General features: G+C 43.7%; 13 protein-coding genes. 6 read left to right on the forward strand and 7 right to left on the reverse strand.

The features are described from left to right. Positions 1-88: 88 nt before the first annotated feature. Both CKO50_RS09715 and CKO50_RS09720 read left to right on the forward strand, forming a co-directional pair. Positions 89-769, forward strand: a complete 681-nt coding sequence (locus CKO50_RS09715) for a hypothetical protein (protein WP_095727993.1) — start codon at positions 89-91, stop codon at positions 767-769. A gap of 112 nt (positions 770-881) precedes the next feature. Then, positions 882-1,370 (forward strand): hypothetical protein, encoded by a 489-nt coding sequence (locus CKO50_RS09720; RefSeq protein ID WP_095727994.1) that lies wholly within the window; start codon positions 882-884, stop codon positions 1,368-1,370. 3 nt (positions 1,371-1,373) lie between these two features. Here CKO50_RS09720 and CKO50_RS09725 read toward each other — a convergent pair whose 3' ends face one another. Beyond that, positions 1,374-1,844 (reverse strand): DUF4920 domain-containing protein, encoded by a 471-nt coding sequence (locus CKO50_RS09725; protein WP_095727995.1) that lies wholly within the window; start codon positions 1,842-1,844, stop codon positions 1,374-1,376. A 137-nt stretch (positions 1,845-1,981) separates the two neighbouring features. Here CKO50_RS09725 and CKO50_RS09730 point away from each other — a divergent pair, with 137 nt between their 5' ends. Then, on the forward strand, positions 1,982-4,210 hold the full coding sequence (locus tag CKO50_RS09730) for a TonB-dependent receptor (protein ID WP_095727996.1): 2,229 nt from the start codon (positions 1,982-1,984) through the stop codon (positions 4,208-4,210). Between the two features lie 74 nt (positions 4,211-4,284). On the opposite strand, the gene CKO50_RS09735 is transcribed toward CKO50_RS09730, so the two are convergent. The 4 genes from CKO50_RS09735 to CKO50_RS09750 form a co-directional block, all read right to left on the reverse strand. Further along, positions 4,285-6,015, reverse strand: a complete 1,731-nt coding sequence (locus tag CKO50_RS09735) for a hypothetical protein (protein ID WP_095727997.1) — start codon at positions 6,013-6,015, stop codon at positions 4,285-4,287. A gap of 256 nt (positions 6,016-6,271) precedes the next feature. Beyond that, the gene (locus tag CKO50_RS09740; protein ID WP_095727998.1) at positions 6,272-8,236 is read right to left on the reverse strand and encodes a pre-peptidase C-terminal domain-containing protein; all 1,965 of its coding nucleotides are present in this window, start codon (positions 8,234-8,236) and stop codon (positions 6,272-6,274) included. Between the two features lie 11 nt (positions 8,237-8,247). Continuing rightward, on the reverse strand, positions 8,248-8,919 hold the full coding sequence (locus tag CKO50_RS09745) for a DUF1566 domain-containing protein (RefSeq protein WP_095727999.1): 672 nt from the start codon (positions 8,917-8,919) through the stop codon (positions 8,248-8,250). Further along, positions 8,916-10,418 (reverse strand): ethylbenzene dehydrogenase-related protein, encoded by a 1,503-nt coding sequence (locus CKO50_RS09750; protein ID WP_095728000.1) that lies wholly within the window; start codon positions 10,416-10,418, stop codon positions 8,916-8,918. The genes CKO50_RS09745 and CKO50_RS09750 overlap by 4 nt, the downstream gene beginning before the upstream one ends. Before the next feature lie 184 nt (positions 10,419-10,602). On the opposite strand from CKO50_RS09750, the gene CKO50_RS09755 reads away from it, so the two are divergent. Further along, entirely contained in the window at positions 10,603-12,441 is a 1,839-nt protein-coding gene (locus CKO50_RS09755; RefSeq protein WP_095728001.1) for a di-heme-cytochrome C peroxidase, read from the forward strand. Between the two features lie 66 nt (positions 12,442-12,507). Here CKO50_RS09755 and CKO50_RS09760 read toward each other — a convergent pair whose 3' ends face one another. Both CKO50_RS09760 and CKO50_RS09765 read right to left on the reverse strand, forming a co-directional pair. Then, positions 12,508-13,617, reverse strand: a complete 1,110-nt coding sequence (locus CKO50_RS09760; RefSeq protein ID WP_095728002.1) for a GNAT family N-acetyltransferase/peptidase C39 family protein — start codon at positions 13,615-13,617, stop codon at positions 12,508-12,510. Further along, positions 13,617-15,065, reverse strand: coding sequence for a RimK family protein (locus CKO50_RS09765; RefSeq protein ID WP_095728003.1), 1,449 nt, complete (start codon positions 15,063-15,065; stop codon positions 13,617-13,619). Before CKO50_RS09765 ends, CKO50_RS09760 begins: the two co-directional genes overlap by 1 nt. A gap of 334 nt (positions 15,066-15,399) precedes the next feature. On the opposite strand from CKO50_RS09765, the gene CKO50_RS09770 reads away from it, so the two are divergent. Together CKO50_RS09770 and CKO50_RS09775 are read left to right on the forward strand one after the other, a co-directional pair. Beyond that, entirely contained in the window at positions 15,400-16,227 is an 828-nt protein-coding gene (locus CKO50_RS09770; protein WP_095728004.1) for a hypothetical protein, read from the forward strand. Positions 16,228-16,527: 300 nt separating this feature from the next. Further along, the gene (locus CKO50_RS09775) at positions 16,528-16,866 is read left to right on the forward strand and encodes a hypothetical protein (protein ID WP_095728005.1); all 339 of its coding nucleotides are present in this window, start codon (positions 16,528-16,530) and stop codon (positions 16,864-16,866) included. Positions 16,867-17,049: the final 183 nt, after the last annotated feature.

Raw genomic sequence — 17,049 nt, forward strand, 5'->3', positions numbered from 1 at the left:
GGCAAGCTATCTTGCTTCTAATATTTCCCGTTATTGACACACGCTACACATTCGGTCAGTCTAGGACGCAAAAATATAGGGAAATAACATGATTGGATTTCTTCTACTTGTTGCGGTATTTGTGGTCTTTGTTGGTGTATTACAATATCAAAAAGTAAAAATGACGGCGCGTAGACGTAGTTTTATTCAAGATTACGATCTCACGCATTTAAGACCCAAACTCAGTCAACATTATCCTGAACTTACCAATGAGCAACTGACACAGGTTGAATTGGGCCTTAAGCAGTTTTTCCAAGCGAACTTATTGCTCGAAGATCAATCCTTAGCTATGCCCTCCCAGGTTGTCGATGCGCTGTGGCATGAATTTATTTTACACACACAAGAGTATCATTCCTTTTGCTATAAGGCCTTTGACCGTTTCTTACATCATTGTCCATCTGAGGCAATGAAAGGGAAAAACAAAGCTCAACTCAGTCTGCGTAAAACATGGAGAGCCTGCTGTAGCATCGAGCGCATATCCCCGCGCAAGCCAGCTGCTTTACCGATATTATTCGCGCTGGATGCCTTACTTAATATTCCAAATGGCTATTACTACTCGGCAACTGATTTTCGAGAGCCCATTGCCAAAGGCGACTCCAGCAGCACAACCTATGCGGGGCACATCGGGTGTACGTCAATGGACAGTGGCGACAGCAGTACCTCCTCGTCGAGTTCTTCAAACTCAAGTTGTAATAGTGGCTCAAGTTGTGGCAGCGGCTGTAGCAGTTAGTCTTAATAATTGAGAAGTAACCTTTTACATTCGTTAACGTTAAGGCCTTATATTGGCGCTAAAGATTAGCTACTATTTGTACCGGTTTAACTAGTTTTCTTTTGGTGATCCGGTGCCTATTTTCAACAAACATTACAGCCTGCTATTTTCAGCCTTATTGATGTCGGGATGCCACCAGCTGGGCGAGGGCCAATCTTTGTGGAGAATTGCTTCAGAAGGCATCATTTTTGATGGGCAGCTGCAAACGCACCTATCAGCTCCCTCAATTCAATGTGAACAGTGTGAAGTCAAACGTCAGACCGATATGCGCCCTTCCGGTCCTGCGGATTACACATTGGTGTCGGAAAACCACAAACTCAAAGCCATCTGGGGTAAAAGTAGCAATGCCGCTTTATATATTCCAAATAACGCAGGTAGAACCTTAATAAACTTAGCTCCGGATACGGAAACAGGTGTCTGGATCATGGACTTAGATAGTACACCAAAGCCACTTAAAGTCGGCAAAGTAAATTATGTGACGCTTGGCGCTGACACTTATCAAGTGGTGATCAGTCCAAATTCACAGCGTACAAACTTCGAGTACGCCGTACTTGTGAAATAACGTTTATTGCATTTCTAAAATCGTTACCGCATCCGGTTTGAGCCTAACTAGACTCATTCCCTCAGTGACTTTGCTTGCATCAAACGCTTCACCGTTTTCGTGCGCTCTATGGGCCAAATAACGCTTAGTTTTCTCAATATCTAGCTCGAACTGTTCAAGTACACCAGTCGCATAAGCGCGCTTGCCAATGGCTGACATTGGAAAAACCATATCGCCATCCCGTACCTTTACGTTTATTTCCTCACCATTATCTACCTTCAGTGTCATCCAACAGCCACGCTTTTTGCACACTTTTACCACTTCACCTGACAGCGTGATTTCACTTCCCGTAAACGGCTCCGAGTTTTTCAATACATCTGCGGCCGCAACAAGCTTGTTCATGTTCGCACCGCCGCCAAACTCGATTGTTTTAGCGTCAGCCGTTGATACTAGAAGTGTGATACCTAAACCACAGAGTAAATTGTGTATCTTCATATTTTTCCTTAAAAGTCAGATTAGTAACATCTTTATCTATATAACTATAAGTAATTATTTATTGCAATTAGATCTTATAACAACTAATATCCACCCGCAATTGCAAATGGTAACTATTTTCATTAAGGATTAATAATATGAAACTCTCTACTCTCTCTTTATCCATTCTTGCAACGTTCTGCGGCTGGAATACATATGCTGAAGCGCCTTCGTCGACCAATTCCGATATTGAAAAAATTGAGGTGTTGGGACATAAATTAGCGACATTGAACCATGATGTTGCCGCGTCAGTTTCAGCGCTAACGGAAGAGCAAATAGCACGGCAACAAGCATCCGATTTAAACCAATTACTCAAGACTCTCCCCAATGTTGAATTATTTGGTAGCGTGACGCCGCTCTCTGGGCAACCTGCTATTCGGGGATTGTACGGCGAACGAATACACATCTCTGTAGACAATGTGAAGCGTAAGATTGATTCAGACGGCAGCCAAAATATCGCACAAATTAACTCTTTGGGAATAAACCCAGATCAATTGAAGCAAGTGCAAGTATTACGAGGTGCTGATTCTTTAACCGTTGGCTCTGGAGCCATCGGGGGAAGTATACGTCTCGTTACCAAGAACGCTGCCGATTATCTAAATGATCAGCATGGCTTTGGCGGCAAAGCTTCGGTCACCCATTTATCTGTATCGGATGCCAATGATATTAACGTTAGTCTATTTCACCTGAATGATCACAGTGATACAGTCTTGTCTCTTGGCCAAGTGGAATTTAACGATATTGATGTTGTGGCAGACACCGAAGCCGCAGAAGACGATAATATCCAGCAGATCAATAAAATAAAGAATCAGTCAAAACGTCAAAACCTCGCGCTTAAAAATACTTGGTACATTAATGAATACCATACTTTGAGCAGTAAAATTGATTACAGTAAAACCGAGTCAATCGATCAGCCGTATGCCCAACGCATCGATTTAGCATTGGCCTACCCCACACTTGCTGAAGATTACAAAAATGACTATTTAGAAGGAATGCTCAACTATACATATCAAGGGGCTAGCGAGTTGGTCGACCTAGATGTGCAAGCATTTTTTGCGCGCAAGACCTATGATGAAATCACCAAAGGTTATATTGAACGCGGCAGCAACAAAATTAACTATGACGGTGAGAAAAATGGAGAGAGTACGCGTAAAGGTCTGAGAGTCGCTAACTTGGCTACTTTCAACGGTAAGATAAAGCACAAGCTAGCCATTGAAGCGCAGTACGAGTTCGAAAGTTTCGATCAACAACAATGGGACGAAAACCCTGCTGATAAATCAACTTACTATGGCGATAGCGATGCCTCGAATTGGTCTATTTCTATTATCGATCAAAGTCAGTTGTTAAATGAGAGATTACTCCTTACAGGTGGTGTAAGATTCGATAAATACACCCGCTCAAGTAATCATTTTGTCGCCTATTCCGATAATGATGATTCTGAACTCTCTAGCGAGTTGGGAGTAACCTTTAAAGTCGCTGATTATCTTAATTTTTACGCTAAAGCCGCAGAGGCATTTCGAGCCCCTTCGCTCCAAGAGTTGTATAAAAAAGACGAATGGAGATGCCATATTGGTGGAAAAATTTGCTTTAGCGAACCGCAACCAGATTTAAAAGCCGAAGACTCTCAAAGCTACGAAGTTGGTTTTGGTTTGAGTTGGCAGGACTTATCCTTCGCCGATAATTTCAGCGTAAAAGCCATGTACTTTGATAGTGAGGTAGATAATTACATCGACAATGTGCCTTTTATGTACTACATCGATGAAAGCGGCAATAAGCAACTCGGCTCACCTGGTCCTAAGCCTAGCAATGGTGTCCCTGTCGCCACACACCGTGATTATAGTGCGAAAAACATCGGCAAGTTATTCAGTCATGGTATTGAAGTTGAAGCACAGTATTCATTTAAAAAATTAGACATCTACCTTGGGTACGCCTCTATGAATATGGATGTCGTCGGTGTACCTAATTTCTTTTTAGGCACCATTGACCATACACGCCAACCATATTCTGAAGCACCAGCAGATAAGCTTACCTGGAATACCAATTATCAATTGAATAATAATTTAAATCTGGGTTTTCAATTATTACACTACAGAGCTCAACAGCGCCTTAGCGAAGATCTCATCACACGCGGATACGGTACCGGTACCTATACTATCTACAACCTCAACGTAAAATATCAAGGCGAGGGAGTATTATCAGGCTTTTCTGCCCGACTTGGTGTAGACAACCTAACAGATAAGCGTTATTTGCGCGCGCCAGCAAGTGAAGCGAACGACCCCGCAGAGCTTGGAAGAAACATTAAAGCGACAGTGAGCTACCAATTTTAACAAAGCAAATGTGGTTTAGAACAAAAATGCCGACTTAAAGTCGGCATTTTTAACATCATTTTAGTTTTTGCTCGTTATAGTTTTTTCAGCTTCATATCAGTGCCAAATACAAGGCCATGATCTGCCACATCCATACTAAATTCAAACACCATATTTTGCTGTAAAAGTGCATCAATACCTTCAGGCATTGGTTGACCAGTCGCTTTTGCAGCTTCTAATATTGGTGCTAAAAACGCTTGCATATCCATGCTGAAATGCGTCATGCCATTAGTTTCTAACGCTTGGTTTGCCAGTTTCTCAGCAATAATTGTCGCCTTTTCACCCGTAAACAACACTAAGTGATCGCCTTTAACCGCCAACTTGATATCCATACCCAATGGCTGTGGAGATGGAATGTACTGGTTAATTGAAACCGGAGTACCATCTTCTGGGATTTGAATTTGACCCAGCATAGGTGCAAGGCCTTTTACCGTATTAACAAGTACTAAAGGATCTTCGGCAGACAATGTGACTAGAGCATCAAACGTTTTAGGTTCTGGCATGCCTTGGTCGTTTGTCTCCATAACAAGATCAAAAACGGATGCACTCACGCCTTTAACCGAGTTCGCCATGCCTGTCATCATCGCAATAGCCATTGGACTGTTTTGTTTCGCTTGCTGCTGTAGTGCAACGAGTTCAGAACACTTGAATTCAGCTTTAGTAAAGCGGCCCCAAAGGGTGTTTACAAGCGGTGCAACTTTTGCAACATCAACACCATAGCCAAACCCTAGCACTTTCTCTTCGCCGTTGGTGACGTGCGCAGGAATAAAACCACGGATAGACCCAAGCGCTTTCATCAGTTCAGCATCTTTACCCACCACCACAGTATCAACTTCAAAGTCGATTGCGGAATTTGTAAATTTGATATTCTTGGTACCCAATACCGTCGCAGGCCACAGATTGGCGATTTCGCTGTAGTCCGCCTGACACTCTGGAGCACGTACCGCTGCTAATTTCTCAGTACCACCACCTAGCTGCAATAGATTATTTAACATACGAGTCAAATCAGACTGCTTGTTTGCAGTAATACCATCGACGATAGCCACATGGTTCAGAAACGCAATTGACGAACCATCAAAACCAAACTGCGTATTGTATTGCTCAAGTTTGCCAGATTGCGCCAGTGACTGGGCTGGTTTGGCAATACCCAAAGCAACTTTTAAATCCGCTTCGGTGTTAATTGGCGTGTTAAATGTTGTTGTTACCCATTGACCTTGCACGGATGTGATAAGCTCAATTTTAGCTTCTGGCGCGAACTCAAGCTGATAACGCGTTAATGCGACACCATCAAGCGTATCTTCTTGGTATGTGATTTCGGCATCTTTTGCAGCCATTTTTATCGTACGTTGAAAAGCCTCAGGATCCGCCAGTTCATAGCGCAATGTTGGCAGCAAACCAACTGTGTAGAATACACTTCTGACCGTATCACCCATGCCTAAGATAGCTTTCATTTGTTCAGGGGATGTCATCGCTAGATTGTATTGCTCTAGTAGCGTTGCTACAAAGTCCAAGTGCTTATCATTTTCTTTTCTAAGCAACCCAGTTATCTCTTCGATATTTTGAACCTGTCGAAGCGCTTCAGGCATAAAAGACAAATATTTTTGTTGCTCAAAAGGCGTTAATTGCCCCCAAAATACAGCGGTATCAGCCGGAACATATTCCAGTTGTTCCATCGCGATGCTTGAAGAAGATGATGATTGAGTGGTTACATAAGCACCAACGGCAATAGCCACAGCACCTAAGCCAACGAGAAGTTTTGTATTCATAATGTGATCCTTGTTATCACCACGGAACATAGCCAAACACGTGGTAAATTTATTCTTCCCTACGAACCGCAACGATTGCGCGCGTCAGAGGTCGTTGCATAAAGACAATTGCATGTCCAAAAATGCAGCGCTATTGTACCTCGATTATTGTCTCAATTCCATTAATTGTGAATGATCAAGCTACTCTCAATATTCGGTCAGTTTTAAAATGAGCTTGATCGTTACACCAATAACCACCAAGCTCTCATTTACAGGGTTATTGACTTTCTGCTTGTAGAGTCAACCCTGAAAAAGCGGCGTAACCATAGAGCCCAATATGCCAAGTTCCCGCATTTGGATTGGTGATTGTGCACGTTTCATTATTGCCATTTTCATAAGGCCGACATTCGTAGGTATTACTATTTGGTTGTTGACCAAAACGCAGATATAAATCAGCGTCTCCAGTACCACCCGATGCCTTTACTTGCAGGCTCTGTGTTCCCTGTGCCACGTCAAAAGTATAATACTGCCACTGACCTTTACTGGCGGATTGATCCAACCATTGCTGGCTATTACCTTGATCTGGAGGAGTGTCAGTATAAACCGTAGCTGTTAACGCAACGCCCGAATAACGCTCATAGCCATCAAGCATGACATAGTAACGACCTGTTTGTACTGGAGTAATTGTACAGACTTCATTATTACCTGATTTATAGGGTCGACAATCGTAGTTTTGTGTCGTCGGCTCCGCATTAAAGCGCACATACATATCTACATCCCCACTGCCGCCCGCTGTTTCAACTTTTAGCTGCGTTGCTCCTGCTGGCACATCAATGTAATAAAGTGCCTGAGAAGACTTAGCACCAGTGACATTCGCTTGTGTTTGACCACTGATAAGTTCAATTGCAGCTGGCGGCTCAATAATGGGAGTTTCTATCACAGATAGATTATTGCTTGCTTTGATCAGATTCAGTTCATCACCAATTTCGGCGGCATACCACCATGTCATATTCATAGGTAACGCAAGCGGATCGGCATCTCGCTGCGCCTTAGATAAGGCAGTTGCATTGCTTGAAAACTCAGCAGTTCGAACAGTAAGCTTATCATTTGTCACACTCAACACTTTAAACTGTTGAATACTCGCAAGGTCGATAGTCCAGCTTTTTGGATCATTGGCGCTTCTCGCTGGTGCACCCCAGCTTCCCTCACCCACATAAACGGTGCCGCCTTGGCTCGTTGCCGTAAAGCCATTGCTGGTAGGCGTTAGTGCGTAAGTCAGTTTATTGATATGAGTATCGGACTCTACCACTAAGTTCATCGCATTATTATAGAAGTCTTGTGCCCACCAGGTGTGTAATATGGCGTTGTCTGACTTACCTGAATAGTGAGGATACATCGGCTTGTGATACTGAGCGATACGCCACGTTGCGCTGTTGCCCTGAGACTGTAAGTCGCTTTTCAGCCAATTGTTCATCGCCGTGGCATAGCTCGACCAGCCACTATTTTTAAATTGGCTGTTTAAGGTATAAACCCTTAAAAGCCCCGCCACGTTAAAAGCACCATAGGTATCTTTTGCTGTACACGCACCATCTTGGTCATAATCTACGCCAAATACTTGGCATAGCGTTTTATAGTTATCGTCTTCGTGATTGCCATGTGTTGCTACAAATGGATAAATTCGCTTGTATGCAAGGCCATCAATCAAATCATCCGAAAAGGTTAATTGCCAATCTTTTAAGTATTCACGCATTTCAGAAACGGAGTTTGCATTGGTGTAATCGCCACCATGCATAATAAATAGCGGTCGAATTTTAGCGATCAACTCATTGCCTTTACGGCGTGTTGTCCAACCCGTGCGCGTATCACCACCAGCTACAGCAGTGATCCCTGATGCCGTTTGCGGCGCAGTTCTGAACCACAAACGCTGACCGCAACCTTGTGAATCACAAACACGATAATAAACCGCACTATCAGGGGTTAAGCCGGTTAATTTCACAAATGAACTTGAGAGGCCACCGTCAAAGGTATGCGTAGCGCTGACCGCAGCACTTTGCCAACTCTGCTCATCCGTTGTGCTGCCATATTTTACAATATGATTAGTGCCTGATGTAGGTGTAAACCCTACTGTTGCTGAAGTGCTTGGACTGGTGTCCCACACAAGACGGTGGTAGTCACTCGCAGCAAAACTGCTGCAAGATAGACCTGCTGCAACCACAAAAGTTGCCATTTGAGTATATTTCATTTCCTTGGTTCCTAGTTTAGAGTAACAGGCTCAGCACGACTTTGAGCCAATGAGAGTGGTGTTGATGGCGTAGCCACCAACATGACAAATGCGGCGTTTGCATAAGGGAGCGAAAGCGTCTCTGCAAATTGAAAATTCACAGCCGTTGCTCCTAACTTTTCACGCTTAAACGACTTGGGTAACGGCACGCCAGCCTCACCACTCCAATAGTCACCATTTTTAATGTGTGGGAAAAAATCACTTGCGATATGGGGTTGTCCGGGACTATTTGGCGTTTGAATTAAAGAACGTAGCTCATCAGGTGTAGGTAAGCGCCATTCGGCACTACCACATAATCTAGCTTGGTTGGTTCTACGGATCAGATCTTGGCTATCGCAGTGGGATGCTTCGAAATAACAATCACCTTGATCAGCATGACCAAATTGACCGTCATACCAAGAGTAGCTCCAATAGCCATCGTGGATAGACTCATCATCTCGTTTTACTTCCCAGAGCAGATTAAGCTTTTTGTCATAGACACAATGCCAAGGGCCCTGCCATATAGACAAAAACTGCATGTCATTGGTGACTTTAATAAAGCGTGCATGAATTGGAATTTCTCGCTCAGAGGGGCTGAATAACAAGTAGCTAATCGCCACAGCAGCAATCGCTAAACTAAATATTAAACGTGAGGCAACGGTCATAACATATACCTCAATTGAATCGCTCTGTGGTGACGAGTATGCGCGATTTGTGCGTGATCAAATGCCGAAACCCACATGCAAACACCAGAGCGCAGTTCAACATCAAGGGGAGAATGCGTTTGGTGTTTACGTACCAGCTCTAGCGTCCAATAGCCATCGTGCCACTCTCCCCTAGCTCTAACATCGGCTCTATCTCCCTCAAAACGATTTGAACGGTACAACACGGACGGGAGCTGTTCGCCAATTTTCGCCATATCTTGTTGTGGGTTATAGGTTTCGCTGGCAAACCAATCAAGGACTTTGCGCTCAGTGATATCCGGCGATGGAATTGGCATTCGCTTTGGCGTAACCTCAGTCGGAGAGTACCAGCGCCAGTTCATCACATAAGCACCGCTTTCTTTGCCATCAGGTTGATACCCTGCGGTGTAGCGTCTTTGCCCAAGTGCAACGCTTTGAGGCGGCCCAAAAAAATTATCATCGGCCAAGTACATGTCATTGGTTCTCAGCGCTTTCCAGTGCCATAAATCTCGCGTGCGGCCGTCCGTACTTGCGTGATAGCCCTTGCCATGCCAGTTACGGGGCTTGCCTGCAAGCGGCGCATCGCCGTATTGAACGGTGCCATCACCTCCTAGTTCACAGGTTGTCGATAGCATGATGGCAAACTTATCTTCGTAATAAGTGCGCTCGTCAAAGCGATAAAAGCCATTTTCTTGTACTTGCCAACCGTCCGAGGTTTTTTCCAGCGGCAGATGCTCTAGGCTTTCGGTCGGATCTTGCCAGCGGATCAGAAAGAAGGTTTCATCATGGTTGCTCAACGCTTTTATTTCGACCTCACTACTCCCATCCAAGAAGTTTGCACCACCAAATGTCGTTAATTTAATAGGCTTAGCACGCAACCATTGTGGCTCGTCTCCTTTACCGTCTATTTCAAGGTGGCTTTGCCTTGATAGCGGCGCAACTTCTAACCGTAAATGCTGATCTGCAACAATAAGCTGTATGCCAAGGCCGCAAAAATACACCAGAGCAATACTGCAACTGAGTAAAATAAGCGCATTTCGGGGCAATAACACGCTCAGTACTTGCTTGCCCTTAAACACCGTGTGCTTTATGCCATGTAACACCAAATACAAAAAAATGCCTGTCGCTGATAATCCATGAATCACTAGACTGAGGCTCTCTGGATTGAGCCAAAGTAACCATCCTGTGACTATACTCAGCACGACAACCAGATACCCAAAGTAATTAACGGCTTTATCAAACTTGCTTGGTGCGCCACGAAACGGTGCGCGAATGGTTGCCATAGTAAAAACAATCGCAATCAAGGTGAGTAAGCAACCAAATAACACGTGCATTGACAGCAACGCGCCTTGTGGAAGCAAAGGCGAAAGAAACGCCAGAAAATCATGATTGATAATGCCCAAGCGAGGGCCTGTCAGTAACCCAACCAAGATAACTATTACCGCCATAACATGAAAAATGGCAAAACTACTTCGACGCACAACCGCTCCCAAACAAATAAAGTAAATTTAGTGTAAACAAATAAATTTACATAAATATTTCATATTTGGAAAGATGAGACTTTCTCATCTTGTGAATTAGCGGCACGTGTAATGTCGTGTAACTTGATTGTTAATAAGTTTGTACTAAGGTAGTTAATACTTCCACCGTCACGGACAGTTCCATATGAACAACAGACTAGTAATAAAATATGTAAGTGCGGCAGTGGCTTGCACATTGTTTCTCGCAAGTTGTAGCTTACCAAGTAAAAAACCTTCAGTGCCAAAAGAAACGCTCGACCCAGTTGCAGAATCTGGTCAAGTGCCTGAGCGAGTTTGGCTCAATCAAGGATGGTCAGATAAACTTCGGCAAGACTTTTGGTTCACAGGCCAAGGGTCACAAATCATTCCCTATACTTGGTTTACTTGGTTAGAGCAACCTAACAGTAAAAAGCTCTTTCGCGATAGCGAACATATGGAAATGCTGCGCTATCTGCCCAGTAAAGCCGCCGCCAATAACCCCTCAGGCTTGCCCATCGGTTTTGCCGTGCATAACAATCAAACCACGGGACAAGCTTGGGTCGGAATGACCTGTGCCGCATGTCACACTAACCAAATTGATTATAATGGTACAAAAATTTTGGTAGAAGGTGCGCCCACCCTCGCCAACTTTGTACTCTTCTTTAGCCGCCTAAACGCCGCGTTAGAGGCGACCCTTAACGATAATCAAAAATTTAGCCGTTTCGCGATGCGCGTATTAAAAGAGGGGGCATCGCAAGAATTGATTGATGATTTACGAGACGATCTCAAGCATGTGGCGCTTGCAACCGCCGAGCGACAAACCGTTAATGACTTGCCCGAAGACTATCCAGACGATTTTACTAGCTATGCTCGACTTGATGCGTTTGGCAATATACAAAACGCCGGCACGGCATTTGCGCTTGACGACCTTAACAATAAAAATGCGCCCACCGCGCCCGTCTCCTATCCATTTTTATGGGGGACGCACCAGTCAAATGTTGTGCAGTGGAATGCTTCCGCCCCCAATATTCCTGTGGTCGGCCCATTAGTACGCAACATTGGTGAAGTTGTCGGTGTGTTTGGTTCGTTATCCATTGAAGAGGCACCGGTTTGGCAGCGCGTTTGGGGGAAACATGCTCGATATAGCTCAACGGTAGACATGCATGCGTTAGGGCAACTAGAAGCGTGGGTAAAAACGCTGCTTCCTCCCGCTTGGCCGGAACAATATTTTCCGGGAATTGACACCAACAAAGCGGCACAAGGAAAAATGTTATTCCAAGCAAACTGTGCTAGCTGCCATCAATTAATTGACCAAAAAAATCTACTTAAAGATTACGAAGCGGTCAAAGTGCCGGTAAAAGAGATAGGTACCGATCCGACTATGTCTAATAACGCCAGCTGTCATATGGCAAAAACACTGATCTTGGAAGGCACAAAAACCGACATTATCGCGGGAGACAAATTCCAAGCGGTGGATAGCGCTATCGATATCCCAGTAAATGGCGTGGTGGGTCTAGTGCTAAAAGATCCCATCAAAGCAATCGAAGCGGGCTTAATAGCAGAGCGCACCGGGCCAGATGGTAAGAAAACCACCGTGAAAAAATCCATTGAAGAGCGCCTCAAAGTCTATTTGGCAAATAGACAACAGTTAACCCCCAATACTAACGAAGATTGTGTGGATGGTTTTTACGATGCGGGTGTCTACAAAGCAAGGCCGTTAAATGGAATTTGGGCAACCGCGCCTTATTTACATAATGGCTCGGTGCCAAACCTATGGTCACTACTACAATCACCAGAGTCGCGCCCAGATACCTTCTGGGTTGGCAGTCGTGAATTCGATCCTATCAACGTTGGTTATATTACTCATCAAGGCATGAACGAGTTCAAAGTGAACAAAGCCAGCGGTGAGGTGATGCCGGGCAACGATAACAGTGGTCACGTTTACGGCACTACCTTGAGTGACAATGAAAAGTGGCAAATCGTTGAGTTTTTGAAAACGCTATAAACGCCATGTAGCGCTAAAAACAAAGGGCCGAATACAGGCCCTTTGACTTATAACCGAAAAGGTTATTTAAAATGACTCGTGCAACACCACCAGCGCACTTAACTTGCTTGCGCCAAACGTCATCATTTTTTCAAAATCCGACCTTGCGATGGGCACTTGCTGGCAGTCGATAGGGTTTTGGTCGTCCTCAACATCGGGGTCATTAAGATATAAACACAACTCATCCAAACCCGTAATAAGCACCCAATGCGGCGCTTTTTTACCGTTTAGCCGATAAGTGCTGATCAAAGCCAATACCGCACTGCCCTGTAACAACCATTGTTCAACCTGTTCAAGCTTTACATCGGCTTGGTGAATAGCAATATCACGATATTCACACTCTTGACGGAATTGCTCATGAACTAAGGTCATCACTTGTTTTTTTTGCGCGCTTCTCACGCCATCTAAAAATAGCGGGCTCGCCGTATTCACCATCACCTCTGCCGCAAAACCACGGCGCTCCGCAGCCAATGCCAATCCAAATGGGTGACAGCCGCCGTGGCCTGCGGTCATAAAGATGGTGGTCGCTTCACGCCATATCTCAAGCTCTAAGGCCTGATCGCCCATACAGCCTGGATCTATACTCGCCATTGCCATCATTAGCGACGCCGGTCCACAAGTGAAGTCTGTCGTTTGCTGATACCAAGGAGCCTGATGCAACACCGCCTTTTGCGACAGCTTACGCACACATTTTTGCATTCTTAGCGCGTCATCATGATCCGCGTAATAGTTTTGATACTCGCCAAATACACGATAACCCATGCGTTTATATAAGCCGATGGCCGCGTCATTGCGTTTAGCCACTTCTAAACGCATATATAACCAGCCCATTTCACCCGCTCTGGCCTCAAGCTCAGACATCAGTTGGCGTGCGATCCCTTTACCTTGATGATGAGGCGATACCGCCAATGAATAAAGCCTTGCCAGCCGCGTTCCTTGGTGCAACCAAAGCAATCCATAGCCCACAAGTTCCCCTGCCAACTTTGCAGTGAGCAGCAGGCTATGTTCAAAACTGATGTAATGCTTGAGTTGGCGACGGCTCAGTCTATCTGCACTGAAGCAGCTTTGCTCCAGTGCGTTCAGTGAGTTCAAATCTTGCAGTGTCGCCTTTTCAAGCACCAACGCGGCTTGCAACATTACTTTTTACCTCTCGCTTCAAGGCGTCTTGAAAATTCAGACATCACTTGCATGTACAGCTCGTCACCGAGATATTTGTCTTCAACCCCTTGGTCAATATTCGGGTTGTCGTTTACTTCAAGCACATAGGCTTTGCCATTGTGCTCTTTAATATCAATACCATACAAACCATTACCCACAACTACCGCCGCTTTTAACGCTGCACGTAGCACCGCCTTTGGCACTTCAAAGGTTGGTAGCGTGTCAAACCCACCCGAGAAATTACGTTTTGATTCATGGTTATAGATTTGCCAATGGTTACGTGCCATATGGTAACGGCATGCGTAAATTGCACGGCCATTTAATACCCCAATACGCCAATCGTAGTCCGTGTATAAGTAAGCTTGTGCCAACACAATCGCAGAGACGCTCATCAGCTCTTGTAAACGCTCGCCAAGCTCTTCTTTGGTTTTTACCTTAAATACGCCTTTTGAGAACGAACTCTCAGGCATTTTAAGCACCATAGGTAGCGATAACTCAGCAATGAGTTTATCGATTACTTGTTCATTACACTGACTCACAAATCGCGTTTCTAAACTTGGCACCTTTTTGTAATTAAAAGCATCATGTAAAAACACCTTATTACAACAGCGTAGGATCGAGCTTGGGTCATCAATTACCACTAAGTCTTTTTGCTCTGCTTCTTGCGCAAGGCGATAAGTATGGTGATCAATCGCTGTGGTTTCACGAATAAATAGCCCATCGTATTGGCCTAGGTTGTATAACTCAGCCGCTTCTAATGGGTGAACTTTAATACCAAGCTTTTCACCCGCTTTTACAAAGCGGCTGATCGCCCCTTTGTTACTTGGCGGCAACTTTTCATCGTGGTCCACCAACATCGCAATATCCCAGCGATACTTTTTGTGGCTCTTACGTTTGTTCCACTGAGTGGCATGCACATGACCTAATACTTGAGTACAAAACTCAAGCTGCGCCACCTGCAGAGTCGAAAAGTCGCGTCGCTGCACCTGCACACGCACGCCTTTGTCTTGCTGCTGTAATGTCACTTTCAGTAAAGGCGCAGGAAATTGCTGAAATAAATACGCCGCCAACTTACTAAATTCAGGCTGTTGGGTTTCGCCCATACAAATGATCAACTCAGCGTCATCGGTAATCGCGATCCCACGCTTATCAAACCAAGCTTGCGATAAAAACAACGCATTATCGCCATCACGTAAACCGTTAATAACTTTTAGACTCGGAAGCACTTGGTGATTACGCGCTTCAGCAAGTAAAGAGCAGTAATAACCTTGGCTTAAATAACGGTCACAGTCACATAAATTAATCACTCGAAGTTTTGATTCACCGAGCTTTGGGTACTCTTGCAAATACGTTTCAAACGTCACTACGTTATTTGCCAAAGGCAGTACATCTGCATTTTGATCAACAACGAATAGAGTAGATAGCATCTAAATAATCCTTAGGTGGCGATGCGTTAGCACATCAGTACATGATGGTTTAGGCACCCCACGATTTAACATAGGGTTAGTGGGCAAATTCAAGGGCCCACATTAAAGTGGAGTAGTTGTAATCTTAAATATAGCACTTAGCAATTGAGTAATTTTGATTCTCAAGATAAATCTTTCTTGCTGTCGACGGCTTGAATAAAAGACTTTATTTTCAATTAGTTAAATAAGTTAAAGGTTCGATAAATAAGATTAATGCTAACGATGAAGAAAAATTGCATTATCAGTAAAGTTTACAATACTTAATTGATCAAAAATAAAATAACAGGACTTCCTCATGCAAAGGAAAGCAAATCTTCTGGCCCGACTTCGTATCGCGTATGAAACGACTAAAAAAGAACTACTAATATTATTGTTGTTACTTGCAGTCGTTGTTGACATGCTGCCAACTGAATTATTTTTTAGAGTTGAAGTAGCCAACACCATCAAAACAGGGTTGATGTTACCTATTGCATTTATCTTGCTGGAGCTTTTGTTCAAAATATACGATGCTGTTTTGCACAATCGTAGAGAAGTAAAAATAATTAAATCCAATGACTTGTTAGGAGACATTGGTCGACTATGTGAATCTGAACGAGAAATAAATATCAAATATATCGGTGTCGCAGGAAGACATGGCTGGAGTACTGTAATTGCCAGATTTTTAGATCCAAGCTCAGAGATGTGTCTGTTGAGTAAAAAGCAAATAGTAATAGAGATAGCTTTATTAGCGCCGCAACAAGTCGGCTCAATTGATGGTGGTACGGAAAGATATTCTGTAGTCCAATCAGTATTAAAGGAAATAGAATTTACCAAGCAGAGGTTGCAAGCCGAGGGAATGAAACACGTCACGATCAAAACTTACCTTTATGAACATACTCCTAATTTTCTTGGTTTTTTGGTTAATGACAATTATTTATTCACTTCCTTAACCTATTGGGAATATGTTGGCACCGGAGAGAAGTACCTTAGAGGTGGCGGCACTGATTACATTGTTTATGATAAGAACGATGGATTCGGAGGAGCTTATTATCTCAAACGTTTTGAAAGCTGGTTTTGTCATTGCGTAGAAAGTACGCATCAAGAATCATATTGCTCTGAAGAAGCAAAGTATAAAAAGGACTAGCGGTTTAACATGATTAAAGAAGAACAGCCACTACTATTCGGCTTTCAACATAACGTTGCCGGTAAATTTAGGTTTAAAAAGAGAGCGAACAGATAATACCCATCCCATATTTTCACCGATACAGGGAAGGCACTTCAAAGTTGAAGCTGTCATCTTTTGAATACACAAACTTTAGGTGGGTGTCAGCACGAACTGTTTGGTTAAATAAAGCTTACTTAATAATTGTTATTTCTTACTTGTGCATAAGTGAGACACTCAAGAATTAATGCCAATTAACTACTTTAAATTCAAGGAGATAATATGTATCTATTGCTAGAAGGATTCTTTTACACTGTTATAATACTAATATTTGGATTGCTTCCGATATTCGGCCTGCAGCACCTGTACAGCCATTGGCCTTGGACATGGTTTAAAAATAATGTGTTCGGCCTGTTCTATGTTTTTAGCGCAGCGCTAGTATTCGGTTACCTAAGTGCAGTGCGAGTAGAGCTACTACAAATAACACCATCTAGTGCGCAAGACTCAGCATTAAAAGAAAATATAGATCTATTTCTAATTATGGTTGTTTTTACTGGTCCTGGTGTATTGCTGGGAGTCTCAATTAATTTATTTTCGAAATCTTTTGAGAATGATTCATAACAGGCGCATTTTGTTCGCCCATTTGGGACTGGGAGCTCAGTTCCGCTCTGGAATCGATGACGCTGGAATGATCGGGGATGGAATCGATGAGAAGATGGAATCGATGACGAGGAATCGATGACACCCACTACTATTTGTATCAACGCTGAATAAACTTAGGTAAAAAAGTATAAAAATACTTCA

The organism is Pseudoalteromonas sp. HM-SA03 (assembly GCF_002289345.1).
GTDB lineage: Bacteria > Pseudomonadota > Gammaproteobacteria > Enterobacterales > Alteromonadaceae > Pseudoalteromonas.

Excerpts from the sequence above, each read along its gene's own strand:
- CKO50_RS09715 (WP_095727993.1), top strand. The coding sequence starts at position 89 with ATGATTGGATTTCTTCTACTTGTTGCGGTATTTGTGGTCTTTGTTGGT.
- CKO50_RS09725 (WP_095727995.1), bottom strand. The coding sequence starts at position 1,844 with ATGAAGATACACAATTTACTCTGTGGTTTAGGTATCACACTTCTAGTA.
- CKO50_RS09730 (WP_095727996.1), top strand. The coding sequence starts at position 1,982 with ATGAAACTCTCTACTCTCTCTTTATCCATTCTTGCAACGTTCTGCGGC.
- CKO50_RS09735 (WP_095727997.1), bottom strand. The coding sequence starts at position 6,015 with ATGAATACAAAACTTCTCGTTGGCTTAGGTGCTGTGGCTATTGCCGTT.
- CKO50_RS09740 (WP_095727998.1), bottom strand. The coding sequence starts at position 8,236 with ATGAAATATACTCAAATGGCAACTTTTGTGGTTGCAGCAGGTCTATCT.
- CKO50_RS09745 (WP_095727999.1), bottom strand. The coding sequence starts at position 8,919 with ATGACCGTTGCCTCACGTTTAATATTTAGTTTAGCGATTGCTGCTGTG.
- CKO50_RS09755 (WP_095728001.1), top strand. The coding sequence starts at position 10,603 with ATGAACAACAGACTAGTAATAAAATATGTAAGTGCGGCAGTGGCTTGC.
- CKO50_RS09760 (WP_095728002.1), bottom strand. The coding sequence starts at position 13,617 with ATGTTGCAAGCCGCGTTGGTGCTTGAAAAGGCGACACTGCAAGATTTG.
- CKO50_RS09765 (WP_095728003.1), bottom strand. The coding sequence starts at position 15,065 with ATGCTATCTACTCTATTCGTTGTTGATCAAAATGCAGATGTACTGCCT.
- CKO50_RS09770 (WP_095728004.1), top strand. The coding sequence starts at position 15,400 with ATGCAAAGGAAAGCAAATCTTCTGGCCCGACTTCGTATCGCGTATGAA.
- CKO50_RS09775 (WP_095728005.1), top strand. The coding sequence starts at position 16,528 with ATGTATCTATTGCTAGAAGGATTCTTTTACACTGTTATAATACTAATA.